This window comes from Mesorhizobium sp. AA22, from assembly GCF_001672375.2.
Classification (GTDB): Bacteria; Pseudomonadota; Alphaproteobacteria; order Rhizobiales; family Rhizobiaceae; genus Mesorhizobium; species Mesorhizobium wenxiniae.
Map to the genome: position 1 here is coordinate 3,435,528 of NZ_CP048406.1, position 16,949 is coordinate 3,452,476.

Annotated in this window: 14 protein-coding genes; 9 read left to right on the forward strand and 5 right to left on the reverse strand. The window is 62.5% G+C overall.

Features of this window, described 5'->3' with window-relative positions:
* The first annotated feature begins 133 nt into the window (after positions 1–133).
* The 3 genes from A9K68_RS16635 to A9K68_RS16645 all read left to right on the forward strand — a co-directional run bounded on the left by A9K68_RS16635 (position 134) and on the right by A9K68_RS16645 (position 4,193).
* Positions 134–1,366, forward strand: coding sequence for an OmpP1/FadL family transporter (locus A9K68_RS16635; protein WP_065007756.1), 1,233 nt, complete (start codon positions 134–136; stop codon positions 1,364–1,366).
* Between the two features lie 279 nt (positions 1,367–1,645).
* On the forward strand, positions 1,646–3,370 hold the full coding sequence (gene ilvD, locus A9K68_RS16640; RefSeq protein WP_065007806.1) for a dihydroxy-acid dehydratase: 1,725 nt from the start codon (positions 1,646–1,648) through the stop codon (positions 3,368–3,370).
* A complete protein-coding gene (locus A9K68_RS16645; RefSeq protein ID WP_065007757.1) occupies positions 3,357–4,193 on the forward strand; it encodes a tetratricopeptide repeat protein in 837 nt (278 codons plus the stop codon). Before ilvD ends, A9K68_RS16645 begins: the two co-directional genes overlap by 14 nt.
* Positions 4,194–4,277: 84 nt before the next feature.
* Here the strand turns inward: A9K68_RS16645 and A9K68_RS16650 are convergent, their stop codons facing one another.
* From A9K68_RS16650 to erpA, 5 genes are all read right to left on the reverse strand, one after another.
* On the reverse strand, positions 4,278–4,568 hold the full coding sequence (locus A9K68_RS16650; protein ID WP_065007807.1) for a hypothetical protein: 291 nt from the start codon (positions 4,566–4,568) through the stop codon (positions 4,278–4,280).
* A gap of 98 nt (positions 4,569–4,666) precedes the next feature.
* On the reverse strand, positions 4,667–5,461 hold the full coding sequence (gene xth / locus A9K68_RS16655) for an exodeoxyribonuclease III (protein WP_065007758.1): 795 nt from the start codon (positions 5,459–5,461) through the stop codon (positions 4,667–4,669).
* A 7-nt stretch (positions 5,462–5,468) separates the two neighbouring features.
* Positions 5,469–5,861 (reverse strand): VOC family protein, encoded by a 393-nt coding sequence (locus A9K68_RS16660; RefSeq protein WP_065007759.1) that lies wholly within the window; start codon positions 5,859–5,861, stop codon positions 5,469–5,471.
* Entirely contained in the window at positions 5,858–6,373 is a 516-nt protein-coding gene (locus A9K68_RS16665; RefSeq protein ID WP_065007760.1) for a hypothetical protein, read from the reverse strand. The genes A9K68_RS16660 and A9K68_RS16665 overlap by 4 nt, the downstream gene beginning before the upstream one ends.
* A 4-nt stretch (positions 6,374–6,377) precedes the next feature.
* Positions 6,378–6,725: an iron-sulfur cluster insertion protein ErpA gene (gene erpA, locus A9K68_RS16670; protein ID WP_006335221.1), complete on the reverse strand. Its 348-nt coding sequence runs from the start codon at positions 6,723–6,725 to the stop codon at positions 6,378–6,380.
* A gap of 93 nt (positions 6,726–6,818) precedes the next feature.
* Here erpA and A9K68_RS16675 point away from each other — a divergent pair, with 93 nt between their 5' ends.
* The 6 genes from A9K68_RS16675 (at position 6,819) to scpB (ending at position 16,820) form a co-directional block, all read left to right on the forward strand.
* Entirely contained in the window at positions 6,819–8,033 is a 1,215-nt protein-coding gene (locus A9K68_RS16675) for a deoxyguanosinetriphosphate triphosphohydrolase (RefSeq protein WP_065007761.1), read from the forward strand.
* Between the two features lie 62 nt (positions 8,034–8,095).
* Positions 8,096–9,853 carry an arginine--tRNA ligase gene (gene argS, locus A9K68_RS16680; protein WP_065007762.1) on the forward strand — a complete coding sequence of 586 codons (1,758 nt, stop codon included), beginning with the start codon at positions 8,096–8,098 and terminating at the stop codon, positions 9,851–9,853.
* A gap of 103 nt (positions 9,854–9,956) precedes the next feature.
* Positions 9,957–13,940 carry an SPOR domain-containing protein gene (locus A9K68_RS16685; RefSeq protein ID WP_065007763.1) on the forward strand — a complete coding sequence of 1,328 codons (3,984 nt, stop codon included), beginning with the start codon at positions 9,957–9,959 and terminating at the stop codon, positions 13,938–13,940.
* Positions 13,941–14,096: 156 nt separating this feature from the next.
* Entirely contained in the window at positions 14,097–15,116 is a 1,020-nt protein-coding gene (nagZ, locus tag A9K68_RS16690) for a beta-N-acetylhexosaminidase (protein WP_065007764.1), read from the forward strand.
* A 127-nt stretch (positions 15,117–15,243) separates the two neighbouring features.
* Positions 15,244–16,044, forward strand: coding sequence for a ScpA family protein (locus A9K68_RS16695; protein ID WP_065007808.1), 801 nt, complete (start codon positions 15,244–15,246; stop codon positions 16,042–16,044).
* Positions 16,041–16,820, forward strand: a complete 780-nt coding sequence (gene scpB / locus A9K68_RS16700; RefSeq protein WP_029353166.1) for an SMC-Scp complex subunit ScpB — start codon at positions 16,041–16,043, stop codon at positions 16,818–16,820. The genes A9K68_RS16695 and scpB overlap by 4 nt, the downstream gene beginning before the upstream one ends.
* Positions 16,821–16,949: the final 129 nt, after the last annotated feature.

A 16,949-nucleotide genomic window follows, 5' to 3' on the forward strand; every position in this document is an offset into this window, starting at 1 on the left:
TTTGCGGCGAAAGCTGTCACTTTGTCTAAAATGCGTCGGCGAAGGTGTACATGTACCGCATCGGGAATTCATTGTTGCGCCGTTAACCTGAATTGGTTCTAGCTTAATCGCATTCGTATTCGGGAGGAGATTCATGAACAATTTGCGTCGGAAAGCGCTGCTGGGGGCGGGGTGCTTTTCTCTATTGACTTCGGGCGTTGCGAACGCCGGCGGCTTCGACCGGGGCGGTGTCAACATCGACCAGTTGTTTGATGCCGCGCCATATTCGTTCGATGCTGGCGTCACATATGTTTCGCCACAGCGCAAATTGAAGAATGTGCAGCGCTTGGATTCCCCGCCGAACCCGGTTGCGTTGTCGTCTTCATCAGTGGATGTTGGTGGCGACTATGCGGTGCCGCGCATCGGTATCAAGGCCAACATCTTTGAACCGGTGGATTGCCTTGCCACCTATACGGAACCGTATGGTGCGGAGGCAGACTTCGGAATGAACAACGCCTATTCGCCAACGGCGGTTGAATACTTCGTCAAAACAAATGATTTCGGCCTTACCTGCTCCTACAAGGTAAATGTCGGCAAGGGCTCCATGCGGTTCATCGGCGGCGTCTCCTACCAGGAGGTCGATGCGTTTCTGTCCCGCCAGACACTGCTGGCCTTCGGCAATACCGGCATCGGCGAGTTCAAGCTTTCTGACGAGGCGTGGGGCTGGCGTGTTGGTGCCGCCTATGAAATTCCCGAAATCGCCTTGCGCGGAAGCCTGATGTACTCTTCGAGCTACAAATATGACGAGCTGTCGGGAACTGTCGACACCACCGGTTTTAGGGGCGCCTTTCCGGCGGACCTGATTCCAGGCGCTACCGGGGTCTTCCCTGTCTCCGCCTCGGCCGAGATACCCCAAGCTGTGGAACTTAAGCTGCAGAGCGGTATAGCGCCTGGCTGGCTGGCCTTTGGTTCCATCCGCTGGCAGGAATGGAGCAGGCTTGGCGTCATTCCCATCAATGGCGTGCGCAGTCCGGTGACCGGCGCTCCCTCGCCCGTTTCTTTCGACCTGCTTTATCGCGACGGCTGGACGGTTTCGGGTGGCATAGCTCACAAGTTTTCCGACCAATTGTCTGGCGCGGTTTCGCTGACCTGGGATCGTGGAACCTCGACGACCTCCGGCTATCAGTCGGACACTTGGTCCGTGGCCAGCGGCATTTCTTATTCGCCGAACGACAAGATCGAGGTCAGACTTGGTGGTTCGATCGGTGTTCTGACCGGTGGGTCGTCGACCTTCACCGGTGTTGGCGACACGGCAAATGCCATCACCTACACATACGACGACGATCTGCTCCTTGCCGGCTCAGCTTCCGTTAAGGTCAAGTTCTAAACATAAGTTTTCAATAGCACAAAGGCCGGGCATTGCCCGGCTTTTTTGTTCGAGCGGCTTCCTGACATGCAGGCGGGGTTACAAAAACGCGGCACCCCTCTGCCTCCCGCGATTGTGACGTTTTGGCAACAGTTTCTGAGCAACCCTCGCACCACAAGGACGCCCGGGGAGATTGCCTATTTCCCGCCATAAACCCGGCGCACTCGAATTTGTCCCGGAACACGTGCCCAAAGAGGCTCGGCAATGGGGCAGGTCGCACCGCCCGCGGCAAGGAAGAGTATGAACGCCAGAGTCATCTCCAAGGCCAAGCTGCCCAGCCGCTATGTGACCGTCGGTCCGGCGCGCGCGCCCCACCGCTCCTATCTCTATGCGATGGGATTGTCGGCGGCCGAGATCGCGCAGCCGCTGGTCGGTGTCGCGAGCTGCTGGAACGAGGCGGCACCGTGCAACATCTCGCTGATGCGCCAGGCGCAGGTGGTCAAGAAGGGCGTCGCCGCGGCGAACGGCACGCCGCGCGAATTCTGCACCATCACCGTCACGGACGGCATCGCCATGGGCCACCAGGGCATGAAATCGTCACTGGTGTCGCGCGAGGTCATAGCCGATTCGGTCGAACTCACCATGCGCGGCCATTGCTACGATGCGCTGGTCGGCCTTGCCGGTTGCGACAAGTCGCTGCCCGGCATGATGATGGCCATGGTGCGGCTCAACGTGCCGTCGATCTTCATCTATGGCGGCTCGATACTGCCCGGTTCCTACAAGGGCCGGCAGATCACCGTGCAGGATGTGTTCGAGGCCGTCGGCCAGCACTCGGTCGGCACGATCGGCGACGCCGAGCTCCTCGAAATCGAACAAGCCGCTTGTCCGTCGGCCGGCTCTTGCGGCGCCCAGTTCACCGCCAACACCATGGCCACCGTCGCCGAGGCCATCGGTCTGGCGCTGCCATATTCCTGCGGGGCACCGGCGCCCTACGAGATGCGCGACCGCTTCAACTTCGCCTCCGGCGAAAAGATCATGGAGCTGATCGCAAAGAATATCCGCCCGCGCGACATCGTCACGCTGAAGGCGCTGGAGAATGCGGCGACCGTAGTCTCGGCCACCGGCGGCTCGACCAACGCAGCGCTGCATTTGCCCGCGATCGCGCATGAGGCCGGGATAAAGTTCGACCTCTTCGATGTAGCCAGGATCTTCGAGAAGACGCCCTACATCGCCGACCTGAAGCCGGGGGGCAAATATGTCGCCAAGGACATGTTCGAGGCCGGCGGCATTCCGCTCTTGATGAAGACGTTGCTCGACCACGGCTATCTGCACGGCGACTGCCTGACGGTGACCGGCCGCACTTTAGCCGAAAATATGGAGCACGTAGCCTGGAATGATAGCCAGGATGTGGTCCGTCCCGCCAACCGACCGATCACCCATACGGGTGGCGTCGTGGGCTTGAAGGGAAACCTTGCCCCCGAAGGCGCGATCGTGAAGGTCGCGGGCATGTCGGAGCTGAAATTCTCTGGTCCGGCGCGCTGTTTCGATTCGGAGGAGGAATGTTTCGAGGCGGTTACGGATCGCAGCTACAGCGAAGGCGAGGTCCTCGTCATCCGCTACGAGGGTCCGCGCGGCGGTCCGGGCATGCGCGAAATGCTATCGACGACGGCGGCGCTCTATGGCCAGGGCATGGGCGGCAAGGTGGCTCTCATCACCGACGGACGTTTTTCGGGCGCGACACGCGGCTTCTGCATCGGCCATGTCGGGCCGGAAGCCGCCGTGGGTGGTCCGATCGGGCTGCTCAGGGATGGCGATTTGATCTCGATCGACGCGGTGAACGGCACGATCGAGGTGGCGCTGTCCGACACCGAACTGGCGGCTAGGGCAAAGGCCTGGAAGGCCCGCGCGACCGACTATCAGTCGGGCGCGATCTGGAAATATGCACAAACGGTAGGGCCTGCCCGCGACGGCGCGGTCACCCATCCCGGTGGTGCGAAAGAAACACATTGTTATGCGGATATCTGAGTTGCTGAGGTTGTCTGTCTTTTCGGCACTGGTCGCTATCGCTGCTTTTGGCGCGACCTTGGGCGCCGCGGGCCAGGCCATGGCCTTCGACGACAAGGTGTTCGACGACAAGACCGGCGTGAAGCCGCAGTCCAGCCCGTGGGCGGTGTTTCAGTTCGGCTTCTCCGCCTATAAGAACGGCCGCAAGGAACAGGCCGCGGAGGCCTACAAATACGCGGCCGAAAACGGCCAGATCGGCGCCACCTGGAAGCTTGCGCGTATGTATGCCGAGGGTGACGGCGTGGAGCGCGACGACTACGCGGCGTTCAAGTTCTTCAGCGAGATTGCCGACCAGGACGTCGAGCCCGGTTCGCCGGAAGAGAGCTATGTGTCGGACGCGCTCGTGGCGCTCGGCGACTATTTGAGGAAGGGCATCCCCGGCAGCCCTATCACAGAGAACGAGGTGGCGGCCCAGGAATATTACATGCGCGCCGCCGCCAATTACCGCAACCCGAATGCCCAGTTCGAGATGGGCCAGATCTTCCTGAATGGCAAGGGCGGCGTCAAGGCCAGCATCAAGCAGGCCGGACGCTGGTTCCAACTCGCCGCGGAAAAGGGCCATGCCGGCGCGCAGGCAACGCTCGGCCATCTGCTTTTCCAGAGCGGTAAGATCGTTCGGGGGCTGGCGATGATGACCGCGGCGCTCGAACGGGCCTCACCTTCCGACCAGCCATGGATACGCGGCATGCAGGAAGAGGCGTTTGCCGCCGCGGGCGAGGCCGACCGCCGCACCGCGATTTCGCTGGCCGACGACATCCTCACCAAGGGCGGCGGCGACCAGTAGCCAAGAAGCCAGTAGCCACGAAGCCGATAGTGAGGAAGGCAATAAGTCGGAGGACTGGCTACTTCGAAAAATCAAGTCGGAAGATCAGTTCTCGGTGGGTTGCGTCGGAACGAGACCGGACTCAGGTGTTGAAATTGGCGTGGCCGACGGCGCCGGCGTCGTTCGCGGGCATTCGTCCCGAATCTTTGTCCATGACGTGTTGTTGAGCACCATATCGCAGCGGGCGAGGTGGCTCCGGCCGGACAGCGTCAGACAGGCGACCTGGCCGATCTGGAATGATTTTCCGTTGGCCAGGCATTCAGGATCGGCAAACGCCGGCGTCGCCGCGAGGGCGAGCGCGGCGGCACATGGGCAAAGCGCAAATCTGATCGTCATCTTGAACCCCGGCCGAACCCGGATTGCAGCGGAAACCCCGATTGTGGCGATATGACGGTCCATCAACCGGGAATCCGGCGGTCCGTGCCCCGAAATGATCAGATTGGCGCGAAAGCCAGTTCGACGGCCACCGGCACATGGTCGGAGGGTTTTTCCCAGGCGCGCACGTGCTTTTCGATCGAGGCTGAGGAAAAACGGTTGGCGGCTTCCGGCGAGAGCAGCAGGTGATCGATGCGGATGCCGTTGTTCTTCTGCCAGGCGCCGGCCTGATAATCCCAGAAAGTAAAGATGTCCGGCGCGTCGGTGACCGCGCGCACAGCTTCGGTGAAGCCGAGATTCTTCAGCCGGCGGAACGCCTGCCTCGTCTGCGGCTGGAACAGCGCGTCGCTCAGCCAGTTCTCCGGGAATTTCGCGTCGATGTATTCGGGGATGACATTGTAATCCCCGGCCAGCACCAGCGCCTCTTCGAGCATGAGCCGTTCCTCGGCCCAGCGCTCCAGCCGCGCCATCCAGGAAAGCTTGTAGGAGAACTTCTTCTCGTCATTGATCGGGTTGCCGTTCGGCAAGTAGAGCGAGGCAACGCGCAACGCGCCCTTGTCGGTCGAGAACACGCCCTCGATGAAACGCGCCTGCTCGTCGGTGTCGTCACCCGGCAAGCCCCTGATAACTTCGTCGAAGCGCAGCTTCGACAGGATGGCGACGCCATTGAAACCTTTCTGGCCATGGGTTTCGACATTGTAGCCGAGCGCCTCGACCTCGGCGCGCGGAAACTGCTCGTCGACCGTCTTGATCTCCTGCAGGCAGGCGATGTCAGGTGCGCTTTCGCTCAGCCAATGGGTGAGATTGCCGAGCCGGGCGCGGACGCCGTTGATGTTCCAGGTGACGATTTTCATGACGGCCTCATTGCGGTTGCGGCATCTGGCGTTCGACAAGGCCGATCGTATTGCCTGCGGGGTCCTTAAGGAAGGCCATCCATTCGCTTTCCCCCGCCGCGCCGAACAGGCCTTCGGTGTCGCGGTGGACGAGCATCGGCGGCGCGGTGAAGGGAACGCCGGCGGCTTTTGCCGAGGCGTGGAAATCGTCAAGGCCCGCTATGTCGAGATAGACGGTGCCGGCCGGCACACCATCGGTGAACAACAGGCGCACGCCGCCGGCCATGATGAAGGCGATGCCGGGCGGATCGTAGCGGGCGTGAACGGCCAAACCGAGCACGTCGCGCCAGAAGGCCAACGTCGCGTCAAGATCGCGCCCGGCCGAGAGCGCGACCTGACGGACCGCGCCGATGCCGCTCATTCCTCATTTCCGGGAAGCAGGCTCACGCCATTGTCAGAGAGTATCTGCTCGATCTCGTCCCTGAGATGCAATGCCTGGTCGCGCGTTGTGCGTTCGTCCATCCAGTCACAAGCGTCGTAGAGGCTGCCGAGCCAGTGCGGATAGTCGTATTTTTCCTCGATGGGAGAGACCATGCGGCAAATCTGGAGCGGTTCGATGTCGCTATGGAGGTAGGTGCGGATACGCCGCAAGAACAGCTTGCGCGCTATATCACCGGCTTCTGCAGACCTGTCGTTGAAATTAGGAAACCGTCGCGCGACCAATGACGTCAGATGACTATGCGCTTTTCCGAGAGCTAAGGCATTTCTCGGGTTGCATCGCACCAGTTGGAGATAGTCGCTGTCATAGGCATAGCTCAGCGGCGCCGTGTGACGGCTTGCCCAGTCAACGATATCCGCATCGGAAATCGCGTTCATCCCGCGAGCGACAAGGACCATAACCGGATCCTCGTTGCCTTCGAGAAGCGTCTTCATATCTTCAAATGCTAAAGCTCGTGCCGCAGCCGCAGGAGGCGACCGCATTCGGATTCCTGATCTGGAACGACTGGCCCATCAGATCGTCGACGAAATCGATCACCGAGCCACCCATATAGACCAGCGAGAGGTCGTCGATCAGCACGGTGGCGCCGTCCTTCTCGATGGCGACGTCGTCATCGTTGCGCGTGTCGACCAGGTCGAACTTGTAGGAAAAGCCGGAACAGCCGCCGCCTTCGACTGAAACGCGCAGCGCCGTCTTGCCGGCTTCGCCAGAGACAATCTTGGCGATCCGCCTGGCGGCAGCGTCGGTCATCTCGACTTTCATGGCAGTCTTGGCATCAGCGCCCATCGGCGTCACCTTGCTTTCAGTTGCATATGATAGGTATGAAGCGCGAGGGGGCAAGTCAACTGCGGCAAAGCCCATGGCAATGAGTTGGGGGCCATGACCAACGAGTTGGGCGAAATCGGATTCGGCTACCGGCCGCGTGCGGCCTATGCCAGCGATCCGGCCAAGTCGCGCGGGCGTTTGTTCGATGAGGTGGAAAGCCCGACCCGTACGCCGTTCCAGCGCGACCGCGACCGCATCATCCATTCGACAGCATTCCGCCGGCTGAAGCATAAGACGCAAGTGTTCGTCGCGCATGAGAGCGACCACTATCGCACCCGGCTGACGCATTCGATCGAGGTGGCGCAGATCGCACGCGCCCTGGCGCGGGCGTTGCGCGGCGACGAGGATCTGGCCGAGGCCGTGGCGTTGGTGCACGATTTCGGCCACACGCCCTTCGGCCATACCGGCGAAGAGGCGCTGAACGAGAAGATGGTCAAATGGGGCGGCTTCGACCACAATGCGCAGTCGCTGCGCGTGGTAACGCGACTGGAACGGCGCTACGCCGAGTTCGACGGGCTGAACCTCACCTGGGAAACGCTTGAGGGTCTGGTCAAGCATAACGGGCCATTGACCGATGCCCAGGGGAAAGGCCTCAAAGGGCCGGTGCCGCAAGCGATCCGCGACTATTCAGCGTTGCACGACCTCGAACTCGACCGCTTCGCCGGCATCGAGGCGCAATGCGCGGCGATCGCCGACGATATCGCCTATAACACCCATGACATCGACGATGGGCTGAGGTCCGGTTTCCTGACGCTGGACATGCTGGGAGACGTTTCGCTGCCGGGGTCGATCCTGGAAGGCGTGCGCCAGCGCTATCCGGCCCTGGACGATGTCAGGACGGGGCACGAACTCATGCGCCGCCAGATCACGATCATGGTCGAGGACGTCATCGTGTCGACGAACGCGAACCTGGCGCGCATCAAGCCGCAAAGCGCCGAAGCGGTGAAGGGGGCGGGCGAGACAATGGTGGGTTTTTCCACCGAAATGGCCGCGCTCGAAAAGCAATTGAAGGCCTTTCTCTACAAGCACCTCTACCGGCACAGCGAGGTGATGCGTGTGCGCGTCGATGCCGAGCAGATCGTCAAGGACCTGTTCGATGTCTATTTCGCCGATCCGCGCGCCATGCCCGATGGCTGGCGCGAAGGGCTCGACCGGGCCGAGGACCGTATCAAGGCACGGGGCGTTGCCGATTTCCTGGCGGGCATGACGGATACTTACGCTTTGAAGGAACACCGCCGTTTGTTTGACCATACGCCGGATTTGAGCTAGGGCGGGCACGATTTTGCCGGCCAACGAGCCGGCTTCCCTTAAAAGCCGCCAGAGCCACACCAATGAACATCTTCGCCGATTTCACCGCGCGAGTCGCAAGAGCTGTCGAAGCACTTGATCTGAAGGACAGTGAGGGCGCCTCACCTGATCTGTCGCGCATCGCCGTCGAGCCGCCGCGCGACGCCAGCCATGGCGACCTGGCGACCAATGCGGCAATGGTGCTGGCCAAGCCGACCGGCCAGCCCCCACGCGCACTGGCTGAAAGGCTGGCGCAGGCGCTGCGCGCCGACATCGACATCGCCGCTGCGGACGTTGCCGGTCCAGGCTTCGTCAATCTCAGGCTCAAGGACGCGTTCTGGCAGTTGCATCTGACTGTGCTGCTCGGCGAAGGCCGCGATTACGGCCGCTCGACGGTCGGCGGCGGCAAGAAAGCCAATGTCGAATATGTCTCGGCTAACCCTACCGGACCGATGCATGTCGGCCATTGTCGTGGCGCCGTGGTGGGTGATGCGCTCGCCAATCTGATGGCCTTCGCCGGTTATGACGTGACCAAGGAATATGTCATCAACGATGCTGGTTCGCAGATCGACGTGCTCGGCCGCTCGGTCATGCTGCGTTACCGCGAGGCGCTCGGCGACGACATCGGCGAGATTCCGGCCGGGCTCTATCCGGGCGACTATCTGGTGCCGGTCGGCCAGGCGCTGGCCAGCGAATTCGACCGCTCCCTGCTGCAGATGTCCGACGAGGAAGCGCTTGCCATCGTCAAGGACAGGACGATCGATGCGATGATGGCCATGATCCGCGAGGATCTGGCGCTGCTCAATGTGCATCACGACGTCTTTTTCTCGGAGCGCACGCTGCACGCCGACAACGCCCGGAAAATCCGTTCGGCCATCAACGACCTGACGCTCAAGGGCCATATCTACAAGGGCAAGCTGCCGCCGCCCAAGGGCGAGAAGCCGGACGACTGGGAGGATCGCGAGCAGACGCTGTTCCGCTCGACTGCGGTCGGCGACGACATGGACCGGGCGCTGGTCAAGTCGGACGGCACCTTCACCTATTTTGCCGCGGACGTCGCCTATTTGAAGGACAAGGTCGATCGCGGTTTCGTCGAGCTGATCTATGTGCTTGGCGCCGATCATGGCGGCTATGTGAAGCGCCTGGAAGCGCTCGCCCGGGCGATTTCCGGCGACGAGGTGAAGCTTTCAGTGCTGCTTTGCCAACTGGTGAGGCTTTTTCGCGAGGGCGAACCGGTGCGCATGTCGAAGCGGTCGGGCGATTTTGTGACGCTGCGCGAAGTGGTGGAGGAAGTCGGCCGCGATCCGATCCGCTTTATGATGCTCTACCGCAAGAACGATGCGCCGCTCGATTTCGACTTCGCCAAGGTGACCGAGCAGTCGAAGGACAATCCGGTGTTCTACGTGCAGTACGCTTCGGCGCGCTGCCATTCGGTGTTCCGGCAGGCGAGCGAACAGTTGGGCGAGGCCAATTTCGACCGCAATAGGCTGGCCGCCGCCACCGCTTCGCTGACCGACGAAGGCGAGATCGGCCTGATCAGGAAGCTTGCCGAATATCCGCGGCTGATTGAATCGGCGGCACTTGCGCTCGAGCCGCACCGACTGGCATTCTACCTCTACGATCTCGCCTCCAGCTTCCACGGACATTGGAACCGCGGGACCGAGAATCCGGACTTACGTTTTGTTAAGGTTAACGACCGACAATTGACGCATGCCAGACTAGGGCTGGTGCAGGCTGTTTCGGACGTTTTGACGTCCGGCCTGATGCTGATCGGGGCCGATGCGCCCACCGAAATGCGTTAGGTTTGACTAAAAAACCTGTCACCTTTTGCCCACATTGCACTGGTAAGGGCCAACCCTGCGCGACGTCCATGGCGTCCGAATGAGTGCGAGTTCGGGAACAATAATGGCAGACAGAACCCAGCTGAGAGCAGCCGCCCAAAACGATATCGCCGACGATGATCCCTTCGCGGAACTGACCAGGATCATGGGGTTCGACCCGCGCCAGCCGGTCAAGCCGCAGGCCCAGCCGAAGGCGGCCCCAGCCAGCCAGCCGGCGGACGAGGGCGATTTCGACATCGATCTCGAGAAGGAGTTGATGGGCGAATTCGGCGCCGACGACAACGACGGCGCAACCGAGATTCGCGAGCCGGCTTTCGAAACGGCTGCCACCGACGCCGTGGACGACGAGCTTGCCGCGTCGCTCGAACAGGAGTTCCTGCTCGACGATGATGCGGCGGACGAAACCGCCCATGCCGTTGCTGCCGACGACGCCCGTTCTGGTGTTGCCGAAACATCCGCGCCGGCTGTTGAAGCTGCGTTCGATGACGATTTCGACGATGCGCTTGCCAGTTCGCTCGAAGACGTGTCGCCTTTCGAAGACGATTTGGCAGGGAACGACAAGCTCGGGAACGACGAGCTTGCCGCGTCGCTCGAACAGGATTTACTGCTGGACGACGATGCGACGGACGAGACCGCCCATGCCGTTGCTGCCGACATTCGTTCTGCCGAAGCATCCGCGCCGGCTGTTGAAGCTGCGTTCGATGACGATTTCGACGATGCGCTTGCCAGTTCGCTCGAAGATGTGTCGCCATTCGAAGACGATTTGGCAGTGAACGACAAGCTTGGGAACGACAAGCTTGGGAACGGCGAGCTTGCCGCGTCGCTCGAACAGGATTTACTGGTCGACGACGCGACGGACGTGGCCGAACAGAATACTGCCGCCATCGAACCCGCCTTCGACGATGAATTCGACAACGCAGTCGCAAGCTCGCTCGAAGACGAGCTGATGCTCGACGAGCAGGTGCCGATGGAGCAGGTTGCCGAAGCCGCCGAAATCTCCGCGCCGGCTGCCGACCCCGCCTTCGACGATGAATTCGACAATGCGGTCGCAAGCTCGCTCGAAGACGAGCTGATGCTTGAAGAACACGTGCCGATGGAGCAGGCTGCCGAACCCGCCGACGTTTCCGCGCCGGCCGCCGAACCAGCCTTCGACGACGAATTCGACAATGCCGTCGCAAGCTCGCTCGAAGACGAGTTGATGCTCGACGAACATGGGCCGATGGAGCAGGCCGCTGTTGAAGCTCCTGCTGCGCCTGTTCGGGCTGTTTCGGACGAGTCCGATGAGGACTTTGGCGGCCATTTCGACGATGTCATGGTCGATGTCGACATGGATTTCGACGTTCGCACGGCTGAACCGGTCGAAATTGACGAGTCAGAAATCGACGAATCGGGGGCTATCGTCGCCAAGCACGAGCCTTCTGCCGAGACCCCGGGAGATGCGTTCGACGCCGATTTTGACCTGAGCTTCGAGGACGCGCTTGCCGAGGAAGCCGAAAAGCCGGTTGCGCAGGCCTCCGGCGTTGCTGCCCAACCGACGGCGCCGGCCGCCGTAGTCCAGCCGGCGGCGCCAGCCCCCATCGCTGACGAGCGGAGCCTCGAAGACGAGCTGAACGCGCTGTTGGGCACCATGCGCACACGGACTGCCCCCGTGGCGGCCTCCGCGGCCAACGAACCCGCTAAGGTTCAGCAACCTGTAGCCGCGACTGAAAAGGTCGCCATCAAACCAGCGAATCCCGTCGAAGAACTGGACTGGAGCCTCGACGAGCAAGACCTTTTGGGGTCGCCGGATAGTAGCGCGGTTCATGCCCCCGCCGCCGATCTCGATAGCGTTCTCCTCGATGAGCTCGAGGGCCAGGATTTCAGCGCTGAAGATGCCGCCGGGCAGGCCGATGTCGATTTCGACGACGACGCATTGCATACCGCGTTCGCCAAGGACATCGGTCTGGATCATGGCGACGGCGATGACGTTGCGGCCGCCGCTCCCCAGCAGGATCCGGCTGACGCGCTCAGCTGGATGGCGGCACCCCCCGCCCCGCCGACGCCGGCCCGTTCGTGGAGCCGCGTAACGCCGGTCGCACAGTCGCAGCCGGCCTTTGCAGCCCAGCCGACGACTTCGGTAAAGACCACGGAAGCGACACCGCCAATGGCTACGGCACCGTCCTATCAGGATGAGCCGGCCGAAGACGGTGCCGCCGATGCGGCATCTGCGCCGGCGCAAAGCGAACGGTCTTCGGCGTATGACGAGATGCCCGATGTCGAGACGGTCGATGTGCCCGAGCGCGTGGTGGCGCTGGCGGACGACCTCGATATTCCGGACCTCCACTTTAATGATGACGAACCGGCGGTGCCTGCCTATGACGATCTCGACACCGAGTTCGCCAGCCTTCTCACGGAAATGAATGCCGTAGACGTCGCTGCCGCCCCGGCGCGCAGCGCCGCCTATGACGACGAATCCTACAATGCCGGATTTCAGTCAGGGGCCGGATTTCAGTCAGGGGCCGGATTTCAGTCAGGGGCCGGATTTCAGTCAACGGCCGGGTTCCAGTCAGCGGCCGAGTTCCAGTCAGCGGCCGGGTTCCAGTCAGGCTATGAGCCCGACCGCGTTGAAACGCGGACCTATGCGGCGAGACCCGCACAAGCGTCTGTCAGTGCATCTTATGCCGATGCCGCCAGCGGCTTCGATCTGGGCGACTTGCCCAACGGCCGGCCGGCTTCGCAGGCCGACGACTTTGGCTTGGACGAACTCGACTACGACCCCGAACTGGATGAGGCCATGTCAGTACCCGGCTTGGCTGAGCACGATGCTGCGAGGCCGCGGAGCCGCGGCCTGCTGGTCGCCGCGGTCGTCGGCGCCGTGGCGCTCGCGGGCGGTCTCGGCGCCTTCGCGCTGTCTTTCGGCGGCACCGGCGGCACCGATGCGCCGGTCATCGTCAAGGCGGACAACGCACCGATCAAGGTCAGGCCGGAAAATCCGGGCGGCACCGTCGTGCCGAACCAGGACAATAAGGTCTATGACGCCGTGGCCAAGGGTGGCGCAAAGCCTGCCGAACCGGTCCAGGAAAAACTGGTCACCAACACTGAAGAGCCGGTGGACGTGGCGGCCAAGGAGCCGCCGCAGAGCCGTGTGGTCGATCTTTCGCCCGACGATATCGACACGGCTGAAGCCGCCGATGCGATCCGCAATGCCGAATCCGCCCCCGCTGAAGGCGCCAATGCGATCCGCGGCACGCAAGCGGCCGGAAATGCCGACGTCGCCGCCGTGCCGGCATCCAAATCCGAGGATCGTATCGCCCAGGTTCTGCAAGAGGCCGACCAGGGCATCGACCCCGACCTCGTCGCGGTTGCGCCGCGCAAGGTGAGAACCATGGTCGTCAAACCCGATGGCTCGCTGGTTGCTCGCGAGGATCCGGCGCCTGCGGCACCGCAGATCGCTGCCTTCGAGCCTGTCGATCCGGCGCCGCAGCATGTGGCCCCGACGGGTCAGGCCGACGACGCAGAACAACAGACCGGTACGGTACCGCCTGTTGCCGACCAGGCAAGTGACGACCTACTGGGTGGCGACCCAGTGGGCGGCGACCAGACCGAAGCCGCCAAGCCGGAAACAGCCAAGCCGGAAATAGTCAATCCGACGGCCGCGCCGGCAGCCGCGCCTGAGGCTGAGGCCCAAACCGCCCAGCCTGCCAATACGCCGGCCTCGGTTCCGGTGGCGCCGCAGCGTCCGTCCGACCAGCCGGTCGACGTCGTCGGCGAGGTCAAGCCCGACCAGGTTGCGTCCATCAATCCCGCGGCGGGCTCGACCGGCGGTGGCTCATGGTCGATGCAGATTGCCTCGCAGCCGACCGTCGAAAGCGCCCAGTCGACCTATCAGGATCTGCAGCGCCGATATGGCAGCGTGCTTTCCGGCCATACCGCCAACATCGTCAAGGCCGAGATCGCCGGCAAGGGAACGTTCTATCGCGTCCGCGTCCCGGCGAAGTCGCGCAACGATGCGATCAACCTGTGCACCAGCTACAAGGCTGCCGGCGGCAACTGCTTCGTGTCGCGCTAGCCATTTCAAGTCTCCCGCCCTTGGGCGGAAAGAACCGGCGCGGTCACGAACCGCGCCGGTTTTTTGTGGAAGGGAGTTCTTTGTGTGGAAGGGGTCCTGGCCGCATGTGGTTTGATGCGATTCCCTTTGTCCGCGTGAAGCTCTAAACTCCTGCCCATGACCGAATCAAAATCCATGATCCTCGGCTGCGCCGGGAAATCGCTCACACGCGAAGAAATCAATTTCTATCGCAATGAATGCCCGTGGGGATTCATCCTGTTTGCGCGCAACATCGGCGAGACCGAGCAGATCCGCGATCTGGTCGCCGCGATGCGCGACTGTATCGAGCGCCCGGACGCCCCGGTGTTCATCGACCAGGAAGGCGGCCGGGTGCAGCGCCTGCGCCCGCCGTTGGCGCCGAATTATCCGGCCGGTGGCGCGCTCGGGGCCCTGTGGCGCAACGACCACGACGCCGGCAACCGCGCCGCCTGGCTGATGGCACGGCTGCATGCCTTCGACCTGCTGCGCTACGGCATCACGGCGGATTGCCTGCCGGTGCTCGACGTTCCGATCGAGGGCGCCAGCGACGTCATCGGCGCGCGCGCCTATGGCAAGGAGCCTCGCTCCGTCATCGAACTGGGTCGCGCAGCGGCGGAGGGCCTGATGTCGGGCGGCGTGCTGCCGGTGATGAAGCATATTCCCGGGCATGGACGGGCCTTTGCCGACACGCATTTCGAACTGCCGACCGTCGATGCCTCGATGAGCGACTTGCAGCGGCATGATTTCGCCCCGTTCAGGGCGCTCAATCATTTGCCGATGGCGATGACGGCGCATGTCGTCTACAGCGCGATCGACCCGAAGAACCCGGCCACGACATCCGGCAAGGTCATCGATGAGATCATCCGCGGCGAAATCGGCTTCGACGGGCTGCTGATGAGCGACGACACCTCGATGAAGGCACTTTCTGGGGATTTCCCGACAAAGGCGGCCGCGATCCTTGCGGCGGGCTGCGATCTCGTCCTTCACTGCAATGGCGTTTTCGAGGAGATGGCCGGCATTGCGTCGCGCACAACGGGGCTTGAAGGCACGTCGCTGCAACGGGCGCAACGGGCGCTGACCTATATCAAGAACCGCGATCGGGCTGATGAAGCCGAGATACGCGCCGAATTCGCCACCTATTTCGATGCGGTGGCCTAGACCATGATCCCGAAAAATGGGAGCCGGTTGTTCGGAACAGATCATGGCCAAACAAGAAGATAGAACCAAAGGAAAGCAACAGGAAGTGGCGGAAACATTGGACAACAAGGCCGGCAAGGCCGCACCGATGGACCGTCTGTGGGCCGAGAACGACGATTCGCGGCTGACCAGCGATCCCGCGCTGGTCGTCGATGTCGACGGTTTTGAGGGCCCGCTCGATCTTCTGCTGCATCTTGCCCGCAACCAGAAGGTCGATCTGTCGCGCATCTCGATCCTGGCGCTGGCCGAGCAATATCTGGCCTTCGTCGAGAAGGTGAGGGCGCTCAGGCTGGAGCTTGCCGCCGACTATCTGGTGATGGCGGCGTGGCTGGCGTTTCTCAAGTCGAAGCTTTTGATCCCCAAGCAACCCGGCGACGATGGCGAAAGCGGCGAGGAGTTGGCGGCCGTGCTGCAATTCCGGTTAAAGCGGCTGGAAGCGATGCGCGACGCGGCGGCACGCCTGGTCAACCGCAACCGGCTCGGACGCGACGTGTTCGCCCGCGGCATGCCGGAAATGATCATCGTCGAGAAACGCAACGCCTATTCGGCCTCGCTCTACGATCTGCTGACCGCCTATGCGGCGCAACGCCAGAAGCAGGCCATCACTAATGTGACGATCGCCAGGCGCGGTGTGTGGTCGCTCAAGGATGCGCGCGATATCCTCAACAGGCTGATCGGCTCGCTTGCCGACTGGACGGCGCTGGACAGCTTCCTGGTCGAATATCTGACTGGCCCGGACGAGCGGCGTACCGCGATTGCCAGTTCGTTTGCGGCGACGCTGGAACTGGTGCGCGAAGGCAAAGTGGAAATGCGGCAGGACGAGGTGTTCGCGCCGCTCTATCTGCGCGGCCGTGCGCAAGGCATCAGGGCAGTCGAGGTGGCATCATGAGTGAACGCGCCAACGCTTCGGTCATTCCGTTCAACGTCGACGACGAGACCGAAGAGGGCGTGCTCGCCGGGGCACCGGCAGAAAGCCAGGCCCAGAACTTGTCCCAGAATCCTGGCGAGCGGCTGCATATGGCGGAAGCCGTGCGCATGGCCGAGGCGATCGTCTTTGCCAGCGCCGAGCCGGTCAGCGAAAAGCAGCTTGCCGCACGCCTGCCTGACGGCATCAGCATCGCCGCGGCGATGGCCGAACTGCAGCAGATCTATGCGCGGCGCGGCGTCAATCTGGTGCGCGTCGGCGATGCCTGGGCGTTCCGCACCGCCGGCGATCTCGCGTTCCTGATGAGCCGCGACACGGTGCAGCAGAGGAAGCTTTCCCGCGCGGCGCTCGAAGTGCTGGCGATCATCGCCTATCACCAGCCGGTGACGCGCGCCGAGATCGAGGATATCAGAGGCGTCGAGACCTCGAAGGGCACGCTGGACACGCTGATGGAGACCGAATGGGTGAAGATGCGCGGCCGGCGCCGCACGCCCGGCCGTCCCGTCACCTACGGCACCACCGACATCTTCCTCGACCACTTCGCGCTGGAGGAGATCCGCGACCTTCCCGGCATGGAGGAATTGAAGGGTGCAGGCCTGCTTTCGGGCCGCATGCCGTCGAATTTTACCATTCCGCTGCCACCGGCCGATCCGGATGCGCTGACCGACGACGAGGATCCGCTAACCGACATCGACCTTGAGGAACTCGGCTTGTTGACGCCGCGCGTCGAGGAAGATTGACCGCAAACGACGTGCCGAAAGCCGTTGGTATTTCGCGGCTGCGCCGATTGGTAGCGGGCTATGGCGCCGAAAGTGCGTGACTTCGGCCACTGATTTATAAAACTCTGTCGCGGTTGTGTTTGAATCCCG

Excerpts from the sequence above, each read along its gene's own strand:
- scpB (WP_029353166.1), top strand. The coding sequence starts at position 16,041 with ATGAGTGAACGCGCCAACGCTTCGGTCATTCCGTTCAACGTCGACGAC.
- A9K68_RS16650 (WP_065007807.1), bottom strand. The coding sequence starts at position 4,568 with ATGACGATCAGATTTGCGCTTTGCCCATGTGCCGCCGCGCTCGCCCTC.
- A9K68_RS16635 (WP_065007756.1), top strand. The coding sequence starts at position 134 with ATGAACAATTTGCGTCGGAAAGCGCTGCTGGGGGCGGGGTGCTTTTCT.
- A9K68_RS16675 (WP_065007761.1), top strand. The coding sequence starts at position 6,819 with ATGACCAACGAGTTGGGCGAAATCGGATTCGGCTACCGGCCGCGTGCG.
- argS (WP_065007762.1), top strand. The coding sequence starts at position 8,096 with ATGAACATCTTCGCCGATTTCACCGCGCGAGTCGCAAGAGCTGTCGAA.
- ilvD (WP_065007806.1), top strand. The coding sequence starts at position 1,646 with ATGAACGCCAGAGTCATCTCCAAGGCCAAGCTGCCCAGCCGCTATGTG.
- A9K68_RS16695 (WP_065007808.1), top strand. The coding sequence starts at position 15,244 with ATGGACCGTCTGTGGGCCGAGAACGACGATTCGCGGCTGACCAGCGAT.
- A9K68_RS16660 (WP_065007759.1), bottom strand. The coding sequence starts at position 5,861 with ATGAGCGGCATCGGCGCGGTCCGTCAGGTCGCGCTCTCGGCCGGGCGC.
- xth (WP_065007758.1), bottom strand. The coding sequence starts at position 5,461 with ATGAAAATCGTCACCTGGAACATCAACGGCGTCCGCGCCCGGCTCGGC.
- A9K68_RS16685 (WP_065007763.1), top strand. The coding sequence starts at position 9,957 with ATGGCAGACAGAACCCAGCTGAGAGCAGCCGCCCAAAACGATATCGCC.
- erpA (WP_006335221.1), bottom strand. The coding sequence starts at position 6,725 with ATGGGCGCTGATGCCAAGACTGCCATGAAAGTCGAGATGACCGACGCT.
- A9K68_RS16665 (WP_065007760.1), bottom strand. The coding sequence starts at position 6,373 with ATGAAGACGCTTCTCGAAGGCAACGAGGATCCGGTTATGGTCCTTGTC.
- nagZ (WP_065007764.1), top strand. The coding sequence starts at position 14,097 with ATGACCGAATCAAAATCCATGATCCTCGGCTGCGCCGGGAAATCGCTC.
- A9K68_RS16645 (WP_065007757.1), top strand. The coding sequence starts at position 3,357 with ATGCGGATATCTGAGTTGCTGAGGTTGTCTGTCTTTTCGGCACTGGTC.